Annotated in this window: 11 protein-coding genes and 1 other RNA gene; 10 read left to right on the forward strand and 2 right to left on the reverse strand. The window is 74.7% G+C overall.

Annotation, left to right across the window (positions count from 1 at the left end; all coding sequences use genetic code 11):
- Window positions 1-104: 104 nt before the first annotated feature.
- Complete coding sequence (locus tag ACWGB8_RS34370) at window positions 105-3,125, reverse strand: FtsK/SpoIIIE domain-containing protein (RefSeq protein ID WP_452217587.1); 3,021 nt, start codon at window positions 3,123-3,125, stop codon at window positions 105-107.
- Window positions 3,126-3,431: 306 nt separating this feature from the next.
- Here ACWGB8_RS34370 and ACWGB8_RS34375 point away from each other — a divergent pair, with 306 nt between their 5' ends.
- From ACWGB8_RS34375 to prfB, 3 genes are all read left to right on the forward strand, one after another.
- On the forward strand, window positions 3,432-5,396 hold the full coding sequence (locus tag ACWGB8_RS34375) for a protein kinase domain-containing protein (RefSeq protein WP_452217588.1): 1,965 nt from the start codon (window positions 3,432-3,434) through the stop codon (window positions 5,394-5,396).
- A 266-nt stretch (window positions 5,397-5,662) separates the two neighbouring features.
- Window positions 5,663-6,928 (forward strand): serine/threonine-protein kinase, encoded by a 1,266-nt coding sequence (locus ACWGB8_RS34380; RefSeq protein WP_452217589.1) that lies wholly within the window; start codon window positions 5,663-5,665, stop codon window positions 6,926-6,928.
- 58 nt (window positions 6,929-6,986) lie between these two features.
- Window positions 6,987-8,096: a peptide chain release factor 2 gene (prfB, locus tag ACWGB8_RS34385; RefSeq protein ID WP_452217590.1), complete on the forward strand. Its 1,110-nt coding sequence runs from the start codon at window positions 6,987-6,989 to the stop codon at window positions 8,094-8,096.
- Window positions 8,097-8,344: 248 nt separating this feature from the next.
- On the opposite strand, the gene ACWGB8_RS34390 is transcribed toward prfB, so the two are convergent.
- Window positions 8,345-8,539: a hypothetical protein gene (locus tag ACWGB8_RS34390; protein WP_452217591.1), complete on the reverse strand. Its 195-nt coding sequence runs from the start codon at window positions 8,537-8,539 to the stop codon at window positions 8,345-8,347.
- Between the two features lie 348 nt (window positions 8,540-8,887).
- Between ACWGB8_RS34390 and ftsE the strand changes: the two genes are divergently transcribed.
- From ftsE to ACWGB8_RS34425, 7 genes are all read left to right on the forward strand, one after another.
- The gene (gene ftsE, locus ACWGB8_RS34395; RefSeq protein ID WP_148644607.1) at window positions 8,888-9,577 is read left to right on the forward strand and encodes a cell division ATP-binding protein FtsE; all 690 of its coding nucleotides are present in this window, start codon (window positions 8,888-8,890) and stop codon (window positions 9,575-9,577) included.
- 57 nt (window positions 9,578-9,634) lie between these two features.
- Window positions 9,635-10,546, forward strand: a complete 912-nt coding sequence (gene ftsX, locus ACWGB8_RS34400; protein ID WP_452217592.1) for a permease-like cell division protein FtsX — start codon at window positions 9,635-9,637, stop codon at window positions 10,544-10,546.
- A gap of 119 nt (window positions 10,547-10,665) precedes the next feature.
- A complete protein-coding gene (locus ACWGB8_RS34405) occupies window positions 10,666-11,811 on the forward strand; it encodes a S41 family peptidase (protein WP_452217593.1) in 1,146 nt (381 codons plus the stop codon).
- Between the two features lie 43 nt (window positions 11,812-11,854).
- Window positions 11,855-12,331, forward strand: a complete 477-nt coding sequence (smpB, locus tag ACWGB8_RS34410) for an SsrA-binding protein SmpB (RefSeq protein ID WP_452217594.1) — start codon at window positions 11,855-11,857, stop codon at window positions 12,329-12,331.
- An 86-nt stretch (window positions 12,332-12,417) separates the two neighbouring features.
- Window positions 12,418-12,799: a transfer-messenger RNA gene (gene ssrA, locus ACWGB8_RS34415) on the forward strand.
- 187 nt (window positions 12,800-12,986) lie between these two features.
- On the forward strand, window positions 12,987-14,339 hold the full coding sequence (locus ACWGB8_RS34420) for a nitrate/nitrite transporter (protein WP_452217595.1): 1,353 nt from the start codon (window positions 12,987-12,989) through the stop codon (window positions 14,337-14,339).
- Window positions 14,340-14,495: 156 nt separating this feature from the next.
- On the forward strand, window positions 14,496-15,783 hold a 1,288-nt coding region (locus ACWGB8_RS34425; RefSeq protein ID WP_452217596.1), incomplete at its 3' end, for a uroporphyrinogen-III synthase.

Below are 15,783 nucleotides of genomic sequence, written 5' to 3' on the forward strand. Positions count from 1 at the left end.
CGCTGGCCCCCCCCCGGCCCCCGACCACCCGGCCCGCCGCCCCCCCCAGCCCCCCCGACCCCCCCCAACGGCCCGGCCCCCCCCCCCCCGGGCCCCCCGGCGTGTCAGCGGTCGGCGGCGCGCTGCAGGGCGCTGGCGAGGAGGGCCAGGTCGGTGGGGCCGTTGCCGAGCTCGCGGACCGGGCGGCGGGCGGGCGGGGCGCCGAGCTGGAGCGGGTCTATCGCGACGACGGTGGGCCGCAGGGTGGCGGTGCGGGGGATGCGCCCGCTGATCCGGGCCGCCTGGAAGGCGGTGACGCCGCCGTCCGGCAGCCGGAGGTAGCCGCGGCCCGGGGTGCCGTCGGGCAGCGCGGCGGCGTCGCCGAGGTGGATCAGCAGGTCGGAGTCGGCCGGGTCGTCGGTGCGCAGGGCGATCCGCAGCAGGGCGGCCTCGTCGACCTCGGTGCCGGCGCTCTCCTCGGGACGTCCGGTGGCGACGGCGAGGTGCACGCCGAGCGGACCGCCGCGCCGGGCGACGGCGGCCAGGGCCCGGGCAAGCGGGCGCCCCGCCGGGGAGGTGGGGGCGAGCAGGGCCTCGTAGTCGTCGACCACCACGACCAGCCGGGCCGGGACGGCCGCCGGGGCGGGCGCGGGCGCGGACGGCAGCGGGCCGCGCGGCCGGCCGACCCGGGGGGCGGCGACGGTGCCGGCGGGGGAGGCCCCGCCGACGACGGCCGGCACCACGGCGGGCACCGGTTCCGGGCGCCCGCCCTCCGCGCCGCCGTGCTCCAGACCGCCGTCGAGGATCCGCGCGGCCTGCCAGGAGGCGAAGTCGAGTCCGTCGAACAGCCGCTCCCGGAGGTCGAGTTCGTCCTCCAGGGCCTCGGCGGCGAGCAGTGCCTGCCGGGGGTCGGCGGCGGCGTTCACGTGGCCGGTGACGTGCGGCAGCTCGGTGCAGCCGTGCAGCCCGGCCTCGCCGTCGACCGACCGGCCCTCGACGATGGTGACGGCGAGCCGCTCGGGCCGTTCGGAGACGGCCAGCGAGGCGACCAGGGTGCGCAGCAGCTCCGTCTTGCCGGAGCCCCGGGCACCGCCGACGAGCAGGTGCGGTCCGCCCGGGTCGGGGGAGGGGAGGGTGAGCTCGGGGTCGGCGAGGTCCAGCACGCACAGCTCGTCGCGGGTGGTGCCGAGCAGGGCGGTGGCGGCGCCGATGCCCCCGGCGTGGGCGTCCCAGCGGGCGGAGAGCTTGGCCGGGGTGACGGTGTCGAGCTGCAGCAGGTCGAGCAGGCGCAGCGCGTCGGGCAGCGGCCCGCGGGCGGCGGGGGTGGCCTCGCGCAGCGGGGCGAGCAGCCGGGCGAGGCGTTCGGCCCAGGCATCGGAGACGGCGTCGAGGGAGACCTCGTGGAGGGTCTCGCGGCCCCGGGCGACCGGCCGGTCGACGGAGAGCTGGGTGCCGACCTCGCCGGTGACCAGCGCGGTGGCGCCGAGCCCGCGGGGCAGCAGTTCGGGCTGCTCGGCGAGGCAGATCGGGAAGATGCCGACCGCGGGGCCCTGGCGCAGCAGCAGGTCGAGGGCCTGGCGGGCGGCCTCGGTGCCCGGGCGGCCGTCGACCACCACGACGGTGGCGGGGTGGCCGCCGGTGCCGACCGGGCCGCTGAGCCGGGCGGTCAGCTCGGTGAGCCGGGCGAGCGCCTGGTCGTCGTCGAGGCCGAGCAGCAGCCGGCAGTCCTGGCCGTGCTCGGGGCGCAGGTGCGGCAGCCACAGGGCCCAGGCCCAGGTGTCGGCGCGCTCCTGCGGGGTGCGGGCGGGGTCGGCGTCGACGGCGACCAGGCTGAGGCCGGTCGGCGGGTGGAGCGCGGCGAGCTGGGCGACGACGGCGCGGGTGAGGGCGTCGAGGCGTTCGCGCGGGCCGCTGAGGCCGAGGCTGCCGGCGGTCTGCAGGTCGAGGGTGACGGGGACGGCGGGCAGCAGGGTGCCGGGGGTGGTGCCGGCGCCGCCGGGCCGGTCGGCGGTGCCGAGGCGCAGGGTGAGGGCGTCGGGGTGGCCGGGGCCGCGCTCCCAGAGCCGGGGGCCGGGGCCGAGGGCGTTGAGCAGCAGGGTGGCGGGGTCGGGGAAGCGTTCGCGCTGGGTGGCGGCCTGGCGGGCGCGGACGGCGGCGTGCCGGCGCTCGGTGGTCTCCTGGTCGTCCGGGGCGTCGGCGGGGCCGCGGCCGAGGCGCAGGGAGAGCAGGCCGCGGGGGCGTCCGGTGGGCGGTTCGGCGGCGGGCGGCGGCTCGACGACGGCCTGCGGGGCGCGGGCGGGGGCCGGGGCGGCGAGCCGGAGGTGGCCGTGGCCGTCGGGCAGGGCGGAGCGGGCGGGCGTCGCGGCGGTGTCGGCGGGGGCGACGAGGAGGGTGGACTCGCCGAGCCGCAGCACGGCGCCGTCGGCCAGCGGGACGGCCTCCTCGGGCGGGGCGGGCGGGACGAAGCGGCCGTCCAGCGTGGTGCCGTTGGTGGAGCCGAGGTCGCGGACGGCGATCCGGCCGTCGTCGGCGAGGTGCAGGGCGAGGTGGATCCGGGAGACGTCCGGGTCGTCGAGCGGGACGTCGGCGTCGCCGGAGCGGCCGACCCGGATCTCCCGGCCGTGCAGCCGGTGCACGCCGCCGGCGTCGGGCCCGCCGACGACGCGCAGTTCGGCGGCGGCGGTGTCCTCGTCGGGGTCGTCGGCGGTGGGGTCGGGCTCGTTGAGGCTGAGGACGGCGCCGTCGAGCAGCGGGGGGTGGCCGAGCAGGGTGTGCTCGTCGATGCGGTGCGCCCCGGCGTAGAGGTGCACGTGGGTGGCGGCCCGCGGGCCGCGTACGCCCACGGCGCCGGCGAGGGCGCCCGCGACGGAGCCGAGCGCGGTGCCGACGGGCGCGGTGACCAGCACGTCCACGTAGGGGATGGCGGAGCCGGCGGCGGCCGGGCCGCTGCGCGGTCGGAGGACGGTCAGCCGGATCTGCATCTCGCCCGCGGTCCCTTCTGCTGATGCTGACGTGCTGGTGCTGGCATGCCGGGAGCCGGTGGCTGCGCCGCCGGTCCGCTGGCGCCCCGTGCCGACGGCTCCGGCCCAGTCGCGCCCGCGGCCCTGGGCCGCCCGGGTGGCGGCCTTGGGCCACAAGAGTGGCAAGTGTCATCCTGCCATCCGTCACGGACAGTCCGCGCACGGTACAGGATTTGACGATCTTGCGATCATCGCCATGGTGGAGGCGACGCGGAGTCAGGTCAACCGCCCCCGGCCCGCCCCCGTCGCGCTGACCTCGGCCCGCCCCTCCGGACGGCCCCCTAGGGGATGCCCCCGGACCCGCCCGAACGCGCAGCCGGGCACCTCAAAAACCTGAACGGACACCGTTAGAGTGGCCGGAACACGGGCCCGGCAGGCTCACCGCACCGGCGGAGGAGCGCCCATCGGGCGGCACGGCGAGGAGTGCGACAGGTGCGGCCAGTCGGCAGCAAGTATGTGCTTGAGGAGACCCTCGGGCGGGGAGCCACCGGCACCGTCTGGCGCGGACGGGTGCGCGGCGATGTCGTGGTGCCCGGCAGCGAGCCGGGCCAGGCGGTCGCGATCAAGGTCCTGCGCGAGGAGCTGGCCACCGACCCGGACATCGTGACCCGCTTCCTGCGCGAGCGCTCGCTGCTGCTGCGGCTCACCCACCCCAACATCGTCAGGGTCCGCGACCTGGTCGTCGAGGGCGAGCTGCTCGCCCTGGTGATGGACCTCATCGACGGCCCCGACCTCTCCCGCCACCTGCGCGAGAACGGCCCGTTCAGCCCGGTCGCCGGCGCCCTGCTGATGGCCCAGGTGGCGGACGCCCTCGCGGCCAGCCACGCCGACGGCATCGTGCACCGCGACCTCAAGCCGGCCAACGTGCTGCTCGCCACCACGGTCGTGGACGGCTCCGAGCGCATGCACCCGCTGCTCACCGACTTCGGCATCGCCCGGCTCGCCGACTCCCCGGGCATCACCCGCGCGCACGAGTTCGTCGGCACCCCCGCGTACGTGGCGCCGGAGTCCGCCGAGGGCCGTCCGCAGACCTCCGCCGTCGACGTGTACGGCGCCGGGATCATGCTGTACGAGCTGGTCACCGGCCGCCAGCCGTTCCAGGGCGACGGCCCGCTGGCGATCCTCCAGGCGCACCTGGCCCAGGAGCCGCAGCGCCCCACCAGCCTGCCCGAGCCGCTCTGGACGGTGATCGAGCGCTGCCTGCGCAAGGACCCGGCCCAGCGGCCCGGTGCCGTCTCGCTGGCCGGCGCGCTGCGGGTGGTCGCGGCCGGCATCGGGGTGCACTCCTCGCCGACGGCGGTGGAGGCGGCGCTCGGCGTGGGCGCGCTGCTGGTGCCCGACCCGCAGCCGACCGCCGTACCGGGCGCGCCGGCCGGGGCGCCCGCCGCTCCCGGCACGGAGGACCGCACCCAGGTGCTGCCCGCGGGCCACGGGGCGCCGCAGTACGACCCCGCGGCGGCCACCCGGATGATGGGCACCCAGCCGCCGGCCGGGGCGCCCGGCGCGGAGGACCGCACCCAGCTGCTGCCGCCCGGCGGCGCCCCGGGCGCGGCCGACCGCACCCGGGTGATGCCGACCGCGCCCGCCGGGCCGCCGTCCGGCCCGCCGCAGCCCGAGACGCCGCACCCCTGGCAGAACCAGCTGCGGGCCGCCCGGGACCGCAACCAGCAGACCGAGATCGGCTACTTCGACCAGGAGGAGCTGCAGACCCCGCAGGTCGCCCCGCAGCCGTACCAGGCCCGCGGCGCCGCCCCGCAGGGGTACCGGCCGCCGCAGCCCCCGCCCGGCTACGCCCAGCGCCCGCCGGTGGCCCCGCCGCCGTACCAGGCCCCGCCCGGCGGCGGCCGTCCGCAGCCCCCCGGCGGCTACAACCAGCCCCCGCAGGCGCCCGGCGGGTACCAGCAGCAGCCGCAGCCGCCCGGGGGCTACAACCAGCCGCCGCACGGCCGGCAGCAGCAGGCCCCGCCGCCCGGCTACGGAGCCGGGCAGCAGCCGCAGGACGGCCGGTCCGGCCGGCGGGCCCCCCAGGCCGGTCCGCAGGGCGGCTACCCGCCGCCCCCGCAGGCCGCCCGGCCCGCGCCCGCGCCCGCGCCCGCCCCGGTGCCGCGCCGGGCCGAGCCGCCGGCCCCCCAGCACCGGGAGGCCCCGCCGCGCGAGCCGGCCCCCCGCCAGGAGCGCGCGCCGCGCGAGCGCCGCCCGCGCAGCCGCAACCGGATGTACATCCCGGGCCTCGGCTGCCTCAAGGGCTGCCTGATGGTGCTGGTGGTGCTGGCCCTGGCGGCGGCGGCGCTGTGGAACTTCACGTCGCTGCCGGAGATCTGGGCGTCGGTGCGGGACTGGTTCTCCGACGCCAGCGCCTGGGTCGGCGACCTCTTCTCCAAGGCCGACACGGCGTAGCCCGGTCCGCGCGCCCCGGCACCCCCGGCACCCCGGTTCCGGCACCCCCGGCACCCGGCCCCGGTGCCCCGGCCCCGATCGCGGGGGCCGGGGCACCGGGATTGTTGCTTTGTCGATAGTTCACACAATTTCCCGTCAAGTGGGGCCCGCCCGAACGGCTTCGGCGTCCCCCGCGGGCCGCTCGGGCGCGTAGGTTGGTCGCTGTTGTCCCGCCCCACCGAGCGCACCGGATCCCTCGGAGCGCTCCCGCCGCCCACGGAGCAGCATTGGCACGCAAGATCGGCAGCCGCTACACCGTCCACCAGGTGATCGGCCGGGGTTCGGCCGGGACCGTGTGGCTCGGCGAGGGCCCGGACGGCCCGGTCGCGGTCAAGCTGCTGCGCGAGGACCTCGCCTCCGACCAGGTGCTGGTCGGCCGGTTCGTCCAGGAGCGCGCCGCCCTGACCAGCCTCGACCACCCCCGGGTGGTCGGCGTGCGCGACATGGTGGTCGACGGCAGCGACCTCGCCCTGGTCATGGAGCTGGTGCAGGGCACCGACCTGCGCTCCCGGCTGGAGCGGGACGGCGCGCTCCCCCCGCAGACCGCCGTCTCGATCATCGCCGACGTCGCCGACGGCCTGGCCGCCGCGCACGCCGCCGGCATCGTGCACCGCGACGTGAAGCCCGAGAACGTCCTGCTCGACCTCGCCGCCGCCCCCGGCCCCGGCGGCGCCCCGCGCGCCAAGCTCACCGACTTCGGCGTGGCCCGCCTGGTCGACGCCCCCCGCCGCACCCGCGCCACCCGGATCATCGGCACGCCCGACTACCTCGCCCCCGAGATCATCGAGGGCCTGGAGCCGCGCGCCGCCGTCGACATCTACGCCCTCGCCACCGTGCTGTACGAGCTGCTGGCCGGCTTCACGCCCTTCGGCGGCGGCCACACCGGGGCCGTCCTGCGCCGGCACGTCACCGAGCAGGTCCCGCCGGTGCCCGGCCTGCCGGACGGCCTCTGGCGGATCATCGCCGAGTGCCTGGCCAAGGCGCCCGCCTCCCGGCTGCGCGCCGCCGAACTGGCCGACCGCCTGCGCGAGCAGCTGCCCGCGCTGGCCGGACTGCCCGTGCTGGCCGTCCCCGCACAGGGCCGCGCCCCCGCCGAGGAGCAGCTGACCCCGGGCGAAGCGGTCTACGCCGAGGTCGACGCCGCCCCCGGCGCGCACAAGCGCCGGCGCGGCCCGGCCGTCCCGCTGGTCCCCGGCGCCGCCCCGGACTCCACCCGGGACACCCACACCAGCCTGCGCCGCCCGTCCGCCCAGGAACTCGCCTCGTACGCGGCCGAGTCGCGCGCCCAGCGCACCGCCGCAGGACCGGCCGGCCACCGGCGCAACCGGCAGGCGCTGCTGCGCCGGCGCCGGGTGCTGGCGGTGCTGCTGGCCACCGTGCTGCTGCTGGCGGGCGCCGCGGCGGCCTGGACGGCGTTCGCCGCGGCCGGCCCCGGCGAGCGGGCCGGACAGCCCCGGCCGGCCGTCCAGAGCGCGGCGCCCCGGGCCCCGTAGCCGCAGCAGAACCCCCGATGTCGTCAGGTACACCCCCGGAACCATTACCCTGGGGTGCGTGGCAGCCGTCGATCCTTCCGAAGAGCTCAAGAACCTCGAAACGACCATGGGGTCGATCGAGGCCGTCCTCGACCTGGACAAGATCCGGGCCGACATCGCGCGTCTGGAGGAGGAGGCAGCCGCCCCCGACCTGTGGGACGACCTCGCGAACGCGCAGAAGGTGACCAGCCGGCTCTCCTTCCTCCAGGGCGAACTGCGCCGCGTCGCGGGCCTGCGCGGGCGCATCGACGACCTGGGCGTGCTGTTCGAGCTGGCCGAGGACGAGGACGACGCGGACACCCGCGCCGAGGCCGAGACCGAGCTGGCGGCCGTCAAGAAGGCGGTCGAGGAGCTGGAGGTCCGCACCCTTCTGTCCGGCGAGTACGACGCCCGCGAGGCGCTCATCAACATCCGCGCCGAGGCCGGCGGCGTCGACGCCGCCGACTTCGCCGAGCAGCTGATGCGCATGTACCTGCGCTGGGCCGAGCGGCACGGGTACCCCACCGAGGTGTACGACACCTCGTACGCGGAGGAGGCCGGCATCAAGTCCGCGACCTTCACCGTCAAGGCCCCGTACGCCTACGGCACCCTCTCCGTCGAGCAGGGCACCCACCGCCTGGTCCGCATCTCCCCGTTCGACAACCAGGGCCGCCGGCAGACCTCCTTCGCCGGCGTCGAGGTGCTCCCGGTCGTCGAGCAGTCCGACCACGTCGACATCGACGAGGGCGACCTGCGCGTGGACGTCTACCGCGCGTCCGGCCCCGGCGGCCAGGGCGTCAACACGACCGACTCGGCGGTGCGCATCACGCACCTCCCAACCGGCATCGTGGTCTCCTGCCAGAACGAGCGCTCGCAGATCCAGAACAAGGCGTCCGCGATGAACGTCCTCCAGGCGAAGCTGCTGGAGCGGCGCCGCCAGGAGGAGAAGGCGGCGATGGACGCGCTCAAGGACAGCGGCAGCTCCTGGGGCAACCAGATGCGCTCCTACGTGCTGCACCCGTACCAGATGGTGAAGGACGTCCGCACCGAGTACGAGGTCGGCAACCCGCAGGGCGTGCTGGACGGCGACATCGACGGCTTCATCGAGGCCGGGATCCGCTGGCGCAAGCAGCGCGAGACCGCGAGCTGACGGCGCGGGTCCGGGCCTCGGTGACGATCGAGCACAGCATCGAGGCCGGGATCCGCCGGCGCAGGCAGCGCGAGACCGCGAGCTGACGGCGCGGGTCCGGGCCTCGGTGACGATCGAGCACAGCATCGAGGCCGGGATCCGCCGGCGCAGGCAGCGCGAGACCGCGAGCTGACCGCCTTGACCACGTGAGAGGGCCCCGACCGGTGACGGTCGGGGCCCTCTCACGTCGTAGGGGTGCGTCCCCGGCCTCAGGCGAGCGCCTGCCGGGCGAGCAGCGCCACCGCGAGCAGTCCGGCCAGCAGGGCCAGCAGCATCGCGGGGGAGAGTGCGGCGAGCGGCCCCTGCTGCTCCTGCAGCCGGGCGCGGTTGGCGCGGCACACCGGGCAGCGGCCCTCGCTCACGCGGCCGTTGCAGTTGGCGCACACCAGATGGTCGCAGGTCATGCGATCTCCTCCTTGCCTACAGCCAACGCACCGGACGGGGCTTTGGTTCCTTCTCATTGCCCTGTGCGGGGGAGCGGCCAACCCGGGCCACCACCTCCACTCTGCCAGGTTCCGGACGTTCCGGCTCCCGGGCTGTGAGATGCCTCGCAATTTTCGGGGCATATCCGGGCATTCGCCCTCAACTTTCGGGCCAGGTCCCGGGCCGGGCCTGCGGGCCAGCCGCCGCTTCGCGTATGGTCCCAAGCCGGGAGCGGCCCTTTCCGCTCCCGCCGCCCGCCCCTGGGCCGGGCGCCCGGGGTGGATCGACCGAGGACTGGCGCCGCCTAGGATGGCCCCCGTGATGCAGCCGTGATCAGATTCGACAACGTCTCCAAGACCTATCCCAAGCAGAACCGTCCCGCCCTGGACAACGTCTCGCTGGAGATCGAGAAGGGTGAGTTCGTCTTCCTGGTCGGCTCGTCCGGCTCGGGCAAGTCCACCTTCCTGCGCCTGTGCCTGCGCGAGGAGCGCCCGTCGACGGGCGAGGTGCACGTGCTGGGCAAGGACCTGGGCAAGCTGTCCAACTGGAAGGTGCCGCACATGCGGCGCCAGCTGGGCACCGTCTTCCAGGACTTCCGCCTGCTGCCCAACAAGACCGTGGCCCAGAACGTCGCCTTCGCCCTCGAAGTGATCGGCAAGCCCAAGAGCGCCATCAACAAGGTGGTGCCCGAGGTGCTGGACCTGGTCGGCCTCGGCGGCAAGGAGGACCGCATGCCGGGCGAGCTGTCCGGTGGTGAGCAGCAGCGCGTCGCGATCGCCCGGGCGTTCGTGAACCGTCCGATGCTGCTGATCGCGGACGAGCCCACCGGCAACCTGGACCCGCAGAACTCGGTCGGCATCATGAAGCTGCTCGACCGCATCAACCGCACCGGCACGACGGTGCTGATGGCCACCCACGACCAGGCCATCGTCGACCAGATGCGCAAGCGCGTCATCGAGCTCGACAAGGGGCTGCTGGTCCGCGACCAGGCCCGCGGCGTCTACGGGTACCAGCACTGACCCGTAGGCCGCCGGCCCTGTTGTCCGACCGGTACCGACCCTGGAGTTGTCACAAGCATGCGCGCGCAGTTCGTCCTGTCGGAGATCGGTGTGGGTCTCCGCCGCAACCTGACCATGACCATCGCGGTCGTCGTCAGTGTCGCGCTCTCCCTCGCCCTCGCCGGTGCCTCGCTCCTGGTCCGCGACCAGGTGAACTCCATGAAGGGGTACTGGTACGACAAGGTCGAGGTGAGCATCTACTTCTGCACCAAGGCGGACGCCCGTAACTCGCCCCAGTGCGACAAGGGTGCGGCCACCGACCAGCAGATCGCGGACATCAAGACCAAGCTCGACAAGATGGACTCGGTGGTCCAGTCGTCGACGTTCGAGAACTCCGCGGACGCGTACAAGCACTGGAAGGAGATGAACCCGGACAACCCGCTCATCTCCGTCCTCGGCCCGGAGGCCATCCCGCAGTCCTGGCGGGTGAAGCTGAAGGACCCGACCAAGTACGACGTGATCCAGAGCGCCTTCGCCGGCCAGCCCGGCGTGAAGTCGGTCGAGGACCAGCGCAAGATCCTGGAGAACCTCTTCGGCCTGCTGAACGGCCTGCAGACCGCGGCGTTCGTGATCATGGTGCTGATGCTCTTCGTGGCCCTGCTGCTGATCGTCAACACCGTCCGGGTGTCGGCGTACAGCAGGCGGCGCGAGACCGGGATCATGCGCCTGGTCGGTGCCTCGAACTTCTACGTCCAGATGCCGTTCATCGCCGAGGCCGCGTTCGCCGCGCTGCTCGGCGCGATCATGGCCTCCGGGCTGCTGCTGGGCGGGCACTTCTTCGTCCAGGGCTTCCTGGCGGAGCGGGTCCAGTTCATCCACTTCATCGGCCTCTCCTCGGTGCTGGCGGTCATCCCGCTGCTCGTGGTGGTCGGTATGGGCATGGCGGCCGTCGCGGCGTTCTTCACGCTGCGCAAGTACCTGAAGGTCTGACAACCGCACCGGTACCGGCCCACGGCCCCGGACGGCACTGCGCCGTCCGGGGCCGTCGCCGTTCCCGGCCTGGCCGGATCGGCCCCCCGGCCGGTGCGGTGCGCCTAGACTCCGTTGCCATGCCAGAAACTCCGCGCAGGGCGCGTCAGGCGGCAACGCTCGGCCTGGTGTTCGGCGCCGTCCTGCTGGCGGGGGCCGCCACCGGGGCCTGGGGCGATTCGTCCGGCACCCCGTCCCACCCCTCCGGCGACGCCGTCCCGGCCGCCGTCGCGACCATCGCGGCCGGCCAGGACCCGGCCGGGGCCGAGCTGTCCGAGCAGCAGGCCGAGCGGCTGATCGGGGCCAACGGCGACCGCTGGGGCGCGTACTACACGGCGCAGGAGTACGCCGAATTCAGCCAGGGCCTGGACGGCCGCTACCTCGGCGTCGGCCTGTCGGTGGGCCGCGGCCAGGACGGCGCGACCGCCGTCTCCCAGGTGCAGCCCGGCGGGCCGGCCGCCGCCGCCGGGATCGCCGCCGGCGACCGGCTGCTGCGGATCGGCGCCGACCAGGCCGACCAGCTGCCGGTCACCGAGGTGGTGGCCCGGCTGCGCGGACGCGAGGGCGAGCGCCGGGTCGGCAGCCCGGTGACGCTGGCGGTGCGGCGCGGCGACGGCGAGGTGCGCGAGCTGGAGCTGTACCGGGCGCTGCTGGACAGCCAGCAGGTGGCGGTCGAGCGGACCGACCTCGGGGTCGTCCGGATCACCGTCCGGGCCTTCACCAGCGGCGTGGCCGAGCAGGTGCGCGCCGCGGCGCGCGGCGCACGCGCCGGAGTGGTGCTCGACCTGCGCGGGAACTCCGGCGGCCTGGTCGAGGAGGCCGCCGGCACCGCCGCGGTCTTCCTGGACGGCGGCCCGGTCGGCTCGTACCAGCTGCGCGGCGAGCGGCGCGAGCTGACCGCGGCGCCGGGCGGGGACCAGCACACCCCGCTGGTGGTGCTGGTCGACGGCGGCACCATGAGCGCCGCCGAACTGCTCGCCGGAGCCCTGCAGGACCGCTGCCGGGCCCTGGTGGTCGGCGGCCGGACCTTCGGCAAGGGCACCGTGCAGCAGCCCAGCCGGCTCGCCGACGGCGCCGTGCTGGAGCTCACCGTCGGCCGCTACTTCACCCCGTCCGGCCGCTCCCCGGAGGGCACCGGCCTGACTCCGGACGTGCCCGCCGGGAGCACCGAGGACGCCGCCGCGCTCGCCCTGCGGGTGCTGGCGGGCACCGGGACCCGCCGCTAAAGGGGCTGCCGGTACGGGGCCGAGGTGCGAGAATGACCGCGCTATGGCAAAGGAAACCGGACAGAAGCTGATCGCCCAGAACAAGCGGGCGCGACACGAGTACACCATCCTCGACACCTGGGAGTGCGGCCTCGTGCTCACCGGCACGGAGGTGAAGTCGCTGCGCGAGGGCCGGGCCAACCTGGTCGACGGCTACGCGTACATCCAGAACCACGAGGCGTGGATCGACAACGTCTTCATCCCCGAGTACACCCAGGGGACGTGGACCAACCACGCGGCCCGCCGCAAGCGCAAGCTGCTGCTGCACCGCATGGAGATCCAGAAGATCGAGAGCAAGGTGCGGGACGCCGGCCACACCCTGGTCCCGCTCTCGCTGTACTTCAAGGACGGCCGGGTGAAGCTCGAACTCGCGCTCGCCGTCGGCAAGAAGCTGTACGACAAGCGGCAGACCCTGCGCGAGAAGCAGGACACCCGCGAGACCGCCCGGGCCGTGGCCGCGGCGCGCCGCCGTCAGCGTTAATCGGCTGGACCCCCGCTGGCTGCCTCCCGTAGTATGGCTCCAGCAACACGGGCGGTCCGCCGCCCTGCTGTTTCTCAACAAAACATGGGGATGATCGGTTTCGACAGGGGACGTCGAAACAGGAGAAGCGAGCCGAGGAACGCGGCAATGATCTCGTTAACCACGTGTCGCAAACAAATAATCGCCAACTCTAAGAGCGATTCCCAGCAGTTCGCTCTCGCTGCCTAATAACAGCAAGTAGCGCTTGGGTGTCAGCCCGGGAAGTTCCCGACCCGGATCCTGGCATAATCTAGGGAACTCAACCCGCCACTCGGGCTGCGAGAGTGGTGGGGAAATCAAACAGCAGCTGGGCCTGTTGGCGGCTTGTCCGCGTGACCGCCAGGGCCGAGAAACTCACAGCGGACTGCGCTCGGAGAAGTCCTGAATCCACTCCACTGGACCCGGGTTCGATTCCCGGCATCTCCACCACCCCATGTTGTTCATACGAAAGGCCGCCCTCCGTCACGGAGGGCGGCTTTTCGCGCATCCGGCCCCTCACAGGCGTCACCCCGGCCGGGTGAGAGGACGGTTCCGCAGCCTTCACAGAGCACAACGAGGCCGAAACCCCGGGCTTCTAGCGTCGATCCCCACAGCCCCCGGCAGGAGGAGTCAGGCAATGAGCAGAACGGGCGGTCGCTGGATCCAGCAATGGGATCCGGAGGACGAGGAGTTCTGGGAACGGACCGGCCGGCGCACGGCCAACCGCAACCTGCTGTTCTCCGTACTCTCCGAGCACATCGGTTTCTCCATCTGGTCCCTGTGGTCCGTGATGGTCCTGTTCATGGGCAAGGAGTACGGCATCGACCCGGCCGGGAAGTTCTTCCTGGTGGCGCTGCCGACCCTGGTCGGCGCGTTCGTCCGGATCCCGTACACGATGGCCGTCGCCCGCTTCGGCGGACGCAACTGGACGATCGTCTCCGCCCTCCTCCTGCTGCTCCCGGCCCTCGCCGGCGCGTACGTGATGGAGCCGGGCACCTCGTACACCACCTTCATGGTGGTCGCCGCGCTCACCGGCCTCGGCGGCGGCAACTTCGCCTCCTCGATGACCAACATCAACGCCTTCTTCCCGCAGCGCCGCAAGGGCTGGGCGCTCGGCCTCAACGCGGGCGGCGGCAACATCGGCGTCCCGGTGATCCAGCTGGTCTCGCTCGGCGTCATCTCCTGGGCCGGGGCGGGCAGCCCGCGCCTGGTGCTGGCGATCTACCTGCCGCTGATCGTCGTCGCGGCGCTCTGCTCCGCCCTCTTCATGGACAACCTGGCCCCGGTGCGCAACGACACCGGGGCGATCACCGAGGCGCTGCGCGAGAAGCACACCTGGCTGATGTCCATCCTCTACATCGGCACCTTCGGTTCCTTCATCGGCTTCAGCTTCGCCTTCGGCCTCGTCCTGCAGAACCAGTTCGGCCGTACCCCGCTGCAGGCCGCCCAGCTGACCTTCATCGGCCCGCTGCTCGGCTCGCTGATCCGCCCGGTCGGCGGACGCCTCGCGGACCGCTTCGGCGGCGCCCGGATCACCTTCTGGAACTTCGTCGCGATGGCCGCCGCGGCCGGCGTGGTCGGCTACGCCTCCTCTGCCGACTCGCTGCCCGTCTTCCTGGTCGGCTTCACCACGCTGATCGTCTTCGCCGGCATCGGCAACGGATCCACCTACAAGATGATCCCCGGCATCTTCGAGGCCAGGGCGCAGGACCGGATCGCCGCCGGGGCCACCCCCGAACAGGCCGCCGCCTGGTCGCGCCGGCTCTCCGGGGCCGCGATCGGCCTGATCGGCGCGGTCGGCGCGATCGGCGGCCTGCTGATCAACCTCGCCTTCCGGCAGTCCTTCCTGTCCACCGGCAGCGGCACCCCCGCCTTCCTGTCCTTCCTCGCCGCCTACGCCCTGTGCTTCGCCCTCACCTGGGCCGTCTACCTGCGCCGCCCCACCGGCGCCGCCGACCGCTCCAGCAGCCCCGCCCTGGCCGAGGTCTGACCGGGACGCCGCCCGGGCCCGGCGTGCGTCAACAGCCGGGCCCCGGCGGGCCGGAGCCGTCACCGGCAGCGGAAACACCGAGGAAACCCCTGCGACCCCGTGGCGACACCGCCCCGCGGGACGATTTCGGTCCACCCGACGAAGGACCCTCGCACCATGGACGACCTGATCGACGGCCGGGCGCCCACAGCCGCCGCCCGGTCCGCGGCTGCCGCCCCACCCGCAGCCGCCGCACCGCCCGTCCCCGCGGCCGTACCGCCGCTGGCCGGCTACACCGTCGGCATCACCGCGGCACGGCGCGCCGACGAACTCGCGGCGCTGCTCCAGCGCCGCGGCGCCGCCGTTCTGCGCGCCCCCGCCCTGCGGATCGTGCCGCTGCCCGACGACACCGAACTGCTCGCCGCCACCCGGGCCCTGGTGGACGACCCGCCGGACCTCGCGGTCGCCACCACCGGCATCGGCTTCCGCGGCTGGATCGAGGCCGCCGAGGGCTGGGGCCTGGGCGACGCGCTCACCGGCTGCCTCGGCAAGGCCGCCGTCCTCGCCCGCGGACCCAAGGCCAAGGGCGCCATCCGGGCCGCCGGACTGCGCGAGGAGTGGTCGGCCCGCTCCGAATCCTCGGTGGAGGTGCTGGAACACCTGCTGGAACAGGGCGTCGACGGCCGGCGGATCGCCGTCCAGCAGCACGGCGCCCCGCTGCGCGACTTCACCGACTCGCTGCGCGCCGCCGGCGCCGAGGTCGTCGAGGTGCCGGTCTACCGCTGGCTGCCGCCCGCCGACCCCGCCCCGCTGGACCGGCTGCTCGACGCCTGCTGCTCCGGCGCCCTGGACGCGGTCACCTTCACCAGCGCCCCCGCCGCCCTCGGACTGCTCGACCGGGCCGCCGAACGCGGCCTGACCGAGGCCCTGCTGCACGCCCTGCGCCGCGACGTCCTGCCGGTCTGCGTCGGCCCGATCACCGCCGCCCCGCTGGAGGAGCTGGACGTCCCCACGGTGTGGCCCGAACGGATGCGGCTCGGCGCCATGGTCCAGACGCTCGCCGCCGAGCTGCCCGGACGCACCCGGGCCCTCGCGGTGGCCGGCCGCCGACTGGAGCTGCGCGGCCAGGCCGCCCTGGTCGACGGCGAGCTGCGGCCCGTCCCGCCCGCCGGAATGGCCCTGCTGCGCGCCCTGGCCCGCCGCCCCGGCTGGGTCGTCCCGCGCGCCGAACTGCTGCGCGCGCTGCCCGGCAGCGGCGCCGACGAGCACGCCGTGGAGAGCGCGATGGCCCGGCTGCGCGCCGCCCTGGGGGTGCCCGGCCTGATCGCCACCGTGGTCAAGCGCGGGTACCGGCTGGCGGCCGATCCGGAGGCCCCCGCACGGCCGACGGCAGTGATGCCGGCACCAAGGACCACCCCACAAGCTGACCGAGCTGAAGCGAATCCGGGAGGACCATCGCCATGGC

The sequence above is a fragment of the Kitasatospora sp. NPDC054939 genome (assembly GCF_053610105.1).

Excerpts from the sequence above, each read along its gene's own strand:
- ACWGB8_RS34390 (WP_452217591.1), bottom strand. The coding sequence starts at position 8,539 with ATGACCTGCGACCATCTGGTGTGCGCCAACTGCAACGGCCGCGTGAGC.
- ftsX (WP_452217592.1), top strand. The coding sequence starts at position 9,635 with ATGCGCGCGCAGTTCGTCCTGTCGGAGATCGGTGTGGGTCTCCGCCGC.
- ACWGB8_RS34405 (WP_452217593.1), top strand. The coding sequence starts at position 10,666 with ATGCCAGAAACTCCGCGCAGGGCGCGTCAGGCGGCAACGCTCGGCCTG.
- smpB (WP_452217594.1), top strand. The coding sequence starts at position 11,855 with ATGGCAAAGGAAACCGGACAGAAGCTGATCGCCCAGAACAAGCGGGCG.
- ACWGB8_RS34420 (WP_452217595.1), top strand. The coding sequence starts at position 12,987 with ATGAGCAGAACGGGCGGTCGCTGGATCCAGCAATGGGATCCGGAGGAC.